The sequence below is a fragment of the Mucilaginibacter sp. genome (assembly GCF_036383575.1).
Classification (GTDB): domain Bacteria; phylum Bacteroidota; class Bacteroidia; order Sphingobacteriales; family Sphingobacteriaceae; genus Mucilaginibacter.
In genome coordinates this window covers 1-4,182 of the sequence record NZ_DASVOB010000250.1, presented here as the reverse complement: position 1 = coordinate 4,182, position 4,182 = coordinate 1, and the positions used below count along the sequence as shown (strand labels likewise).

6 protein-coding genes are annotated in these 4,182 nt (G+C 41.5%); 2 read left to right on the top strand and 4 right to left on the bottom strand.

Annotated elements, in window-relative coordinates; all coding sequences use genetic code 11:
* Nucleotides 1-317 (top strand): PfkB family carbohydrate kinase (locus VF500_RS08950; RefSeq protein WP_330859349.1); only part of this gene is annotated, 317 nt, incomplete at its 5' end.
* Nucleotides 318-376: 59 nt separating this feature from the next.
* Here the strand turns inward: VF500_RS08950 and VF500_RS08945 are convergent.
* Genes VF500_RS08945 through VF500_RS08930 form a run of 4 tightly spaced genes read right to left on the bottom strand, consistent with a single transcriptional unit; the run spans nucleotide 377 to nucleotide 2,689 of the window.
* Nucleotides 377-619 (bottom strand): cytochrome b5 domain-containing protein, encoded by a 243-nt coding sequence (locus VF500_RS08945; protein WP_330859348.1) that lies wholly within the window; start codon nucleotides 617-619, stop codon nucleotides 377-379.
* Nucleotides 616-1,296, bottom strand: coding sequence for a lycopene cyclase domain-containing protein (locus VF500_RS08940; RefSeq protein ID WP_330859347.1), 681 nt, complete (start codon nucleotides 1,294-1,296; stop codon nucleotides 616-618). The genes VF500_RS08945 and VF500_RS08940 overlap by 4 nt, the downstream gene beginning before the upstream one ends.
* Nucleotides 1,293-1,838, bottom strand: a complete 546-nt coding sequence (locus VF500_RS08935) for a hypothetical protein (RefSeq protein WP_330859346.1) — start codon at nucleotides 1,836-1,838, stop codon at nucleotides 1,293-1,295. Before VF500_RS08935 ends, VF500_RS08940 begins: the two co-directional genes overlap by 4 nt.
* Nucleotides 1,838-2,689: a phytoene/squalene synthase family protein gene (locus VF500_RS08930; RefSeq protein ID WP_330859345.1), complete on the bottom strand. Its 852-nt coding sequence runs from the start codon at nucleotides 2,687-2,689 to the stop codon at nucleotides 1,838-1,840. Before VF500_RS08930 ends, VF500_RS08935 begins: the two co-directional genes overlap by 1 nt.
* A gap of 82 nt (nucleotides 2,690-2,771) precedes the next feature.
* On the opposite strand from VF500_RS08930, the gene VF500_RS08925 reads away from it, so the two are divergent.
* A partial coding sequence (locus tag VF500_RS08925; RefSeq protein WP_330859344.1) for a phytoene desaturase family protein occupies nucleotides 2,772-4,182 on the top strand: 1,411 nt, incomplete at its 3' end.

Here is a 4,182-nt window from a genome sequence, read left to right as displayed (position 1 = left end):
ACCTGATCATTAAGAAAGGGGAACATGGCGCCCTGTTGTTCCATGGCGATCAGGTGTTTTTTGCACCAGCTTTACCATTAGAAGAAGTATTTGACCCCACCGGCGCCGGCGATACTTTTGCAGGTGGCTTTATTGGTTATATGGCCAAAGTGGGTACCGTTAACTTCAACAACATGAAAAACGCCATCATCTTTGGTTCGGCACTGGCCTCATTCTGCGTTGAAAAATTTGGTTCAGAAAGATTAAGAAACCTTAGCGAAGAAGAAATAGCTAACCGCATACAGGAGTTTGTAGGCCTGGCTAAATTTGAATTGTAAAAGCCCTCCTAAACCTCCCTAAAGGGAGGACTTAAAAAAACTAAGCCCCATTTAGCTATCTATGCGGGGCTTAGTTTTCCTATCTTCTCAAACTTTTCAAATACTGTTTCTGTGTGTGGGGCATCGGGAAGTTCATCTGTAAGGTCCTGCCCGGCCCAGTGCTCATAGTGTTTACCATTACGCCATAGGCGGCTTTCGGTTACATCATAAATATCGCCTTTGTAAGCTACCCATATCTGGGGCTTATCCTGGCCATTGCGTAAGGCCAGCTGTGATTTGGTGTATGTTGGCAGTTCACTCATTTACTTAATTTCCGCTGCTTAAAGTATTCAAAGAAACCAATATTCATCAGCAATAAACCCATCAGGTAAAAATGATCCTCGAAAGGGATAGTACCAACCCGCTTCCCCAGGTTTTCGGCATTGTTATACAGCACAATTGGTATGGAGGTTAATATGCCGTTCACTATATAAAACGGCAAAAGTGCTACAAAATATGCAAGGTAATACCGGTTTAACCATTCTGCCTTAAAAACGTATTGAATCAGGAGTACCAATACCAGTAATAAACTAAAGGTAACTGCCGTATAAAGCCTGGCATGATAAAATATCAGCATCAGGATGCTCAGCATTATCACCAGGCTGCTTATGATACTGGTAAGCCTGAAAGGCATCAGCCATTTAACATAATAATTAAGACAGGCGTAAATAAATATGCAGGCAAATGGCACCGTTAAAAAGAATAGTATTTCCTCTATAGGCAAGCCAAAAAACTTAATTCCGATAATATACGAGGGGTTAAACGACCATACCCCTTTAATGGTAAAAAGCACATCCCAAAACAAAAAAAACAGACCGGTAATAGTCATTCCCGGCCATATAAATTTCCAGTTTTTATGAAATTGCACCCTTTTATCAAACGAAAGCACAACGGGAAAAAATACCGTTAGCAGGTTGATCAGCAAATAGGTGTATCTCACGTAAGTTCGGTTAAATGTTTATTAAGGATTTGGTTTTGGGCGGGTGTACATCTTTTTGAATGGATCAGGAATTTGATGATCGCTATGGTCAATTCTTTATCGGCCGAGCCATAGTTCTTTTTATCCAGTTGTGTTATAATATCTTCACTATCGGTAGCAAGATCTTTGTTGAATCCTAAAATAGAGGGCACGTTATGTTCGATAGAAAAGCGCATGAACCTGATCTCGATATTATGCGGATCGGCCGTTACCGCTTGTTTAAATACTTTTTCTGACCTGTTAAGATATTTTATTTTAGAATAAGGGTTCCAGGCATGTTTAGCTTTTAAGGCAAGCAATGCACCTATAAAGCCGTTCACAATACCGGTTTTTTCTTTAATATGATCGAGGCTGCTATACAGCGAATCGGTGGTTTTACTTTTATCAATAGCGATCACCATTTGCTTACGCAATACTTTCAGATTGGGTTCATCGGCCTTAACCGGTTGAAATAAGAACATCAGCGCCAATACGTTGGCTACAAAAAAAATCTTCCTGAACATTAAATAACATTTAATTTTTGCTGCAGTACAGCTTTGATATACAAACTCATTTTACGCGCATCAGATACCCTGATACGCTTTTGCAATATTACACTGGCCGGCGTGTAACTAATTTTTTCAAACAGCTGCAGGTAGTAAATATAAGCAATATAAACCCCAAGCCTTGTACCAACAGGCAAACGTTTTATTCCCTCAAAGGCTTCGTCAAAATCGTGCTTGATCTCAGCTTCAATGGCCAATTTATCCTGTTCTGTAAAGTTATTAAAATCAATCCCCGGAAAATAGGTACGTCCGCGTTCGGTATAATCAGCCTTAACATCCCGTAAAAAATTCACTTTCTGAAATGCCGCCCCCAGGCTTCGTGCTTTGGGAATTAGTGACTGGTATAAAACATCATCGCTGGTAAAAACCCGCAAACACATTAAACCAATAACTTCCGCCGATCCGTAGATATATGTTTGATAGCTATCCTGATCATAAGCTTTATTATCCAGGTCCATTTCCATTGACCGCAAAAAAGCTTTGATCAGTTCATGATCGATACCATACCGGTTAACAACCTGCTGAAAAGAATGGATCACCGGGTTAGTACTTATCCCCTCTTTAATGGCCTTAAAAGTTTCCTCCTTAAACCCGCATATCAGTTGCTGCTGGTCATAATTATGAAAAGTATCTACAATTTCATCGGCAAAACGCACAAAACCATAGATGGCATAAATAGGATACCGGAAACTTTTATCGAAAGTTTTAATGCCGAGACTAAAGGATGTGCTGTATTTTTTAGTTATCAGTTTACTGCATTCAAAACATGCTTCATCGTACAGGTTCATCATCGGCACTCGCGTGGTCATTTGTTCAAAAGTACAAATTCAAAGCCGTATTGTTTTTTAATGGGCCTAAAACAATTTGCTTACCTTGGGCTTCACATTAAACATGAGCAGCAGCAAGCATATTATTGTTATTGGTTCGGGCTTTGCAGGTTTATCGGCGGCCTGTGTTTTGGCCAAAGAAGGATATAAAGTTACCTTACTGGAGAAAAACGATCAGCCCGGCGGGCGCGCCCGGGTTTGGGAACAGGACGGCTTCCGTTTTGATATGGGGCCAAGCTGGTATTGGATGCCCGATGTGTTTGAAAACTTCTTCGCGCGGTTTGGCAAAAAAACTGCTGATTATTATCAACTTAAAAGACTTGATCCCGGCTATCGCATTTATTACAGCCAAAACGAAATATTGGATGTGCCTGCAAACATGACTGAACTCGAAGCCCTGTTTGAACAAACAGAGCCTGGCAGCAGCAAAGCATTAAAAGAGTTTTTAGCTCAGGCTGAGTATAAATATAAAGTAGGCATGGGCGAATATGTTTTCCGCCCCTCTCATTCCATCTCTGAATTTATTGATCTCAATCTCATCAAAAAAAGTTTCAGTATTCAACTGTTGACCAGTATGAGCAGTCATGTACGCAAGTATTTTAAAAACCCCAAACTGGTTAAGTTACTTGAGTTCCCGGTATTGTTTTTAGGTGCTACACCGCAAAACACCCCTGCCATGTACAGCATGATGAACTATGCCGATCTTTCGCTGGGAACCTGGTACCCCATGGGCGGGATGAACGAAATAGTAAAAGCTATGGTGAGTTTGGCTACCGAACTTGGGGTTGAGATAAAACTGAACACGGAGGTCACTAAAATTGAGGTAAAAGATAAACAGGTTAGCAACATACAAACCAATAACGGGGCGTTTACTGCCGATATGGTAATTGCCGGGGCCGACTATGAGCATGTTGACCAACATCTGCTTGATGCCCCCCATCGCAACTACACGAGTAAATATTGGGATAGCCGTACCATGTCGCCATCGAGTTTGCTTTTTTATATCGGCACCAACAAAAAAGTGCAGGGTATACAGCATCATAATTTGTTTTTTGATGAGGATTTTGAGCTGCATGCCAAAGAAATTTATACCTCACCGCAATGGCCAACCGATCCATTATTTTACGTTTGCTGCGCTTCAAAAACAGACAGCACCGTAGCTCCTGAGGGTGGAGAAAACCTATTTTTCCTGATGCCGATAGCCCCGGGATTAAATGATGATGAAACTATCCGCGAAAAATATTTTAACCAGATGATGGACAGGTTCGCCCACATTACCGGGCAGGACATCCGCGGTTCGATAATAGTGAAACGTAGCTATGCGCTCAATGATTTCAAGGCCGACTATCACTCTTTTAAAGGCAACGCCTACGGATTAGCAAACACACTTGCCCAAACCGCATTTTTTAAACCCGCCATGCGGGCTAAACATATCAGCAACCTGTTATATACCGGCCAGCTTACAGTTCCGGGAC

Coding starts and splice junctions, on each gene's coding strand:
- VF500_RS08930 (WP_330859345.1), bottom strand. CDS start 2,689: ATGACCACGCGAGTGCCGATGATGAACCTGTACGATGAAGCATGTTTT.
- VF500_RS08935 (WP_330859346.1), bottom strand. CDS start 1,838: ATGTTCAGGAAGATTTTTTTTGTAGCCAACGTATTGGCGCTGATGTTC.
- VF500_RS08945 (WP_330859348.1), bottom strand. CDS start 619: ATGAGTGAACTGCCAACATACACCAAATCACAGCTGGCCTTACGCAAT.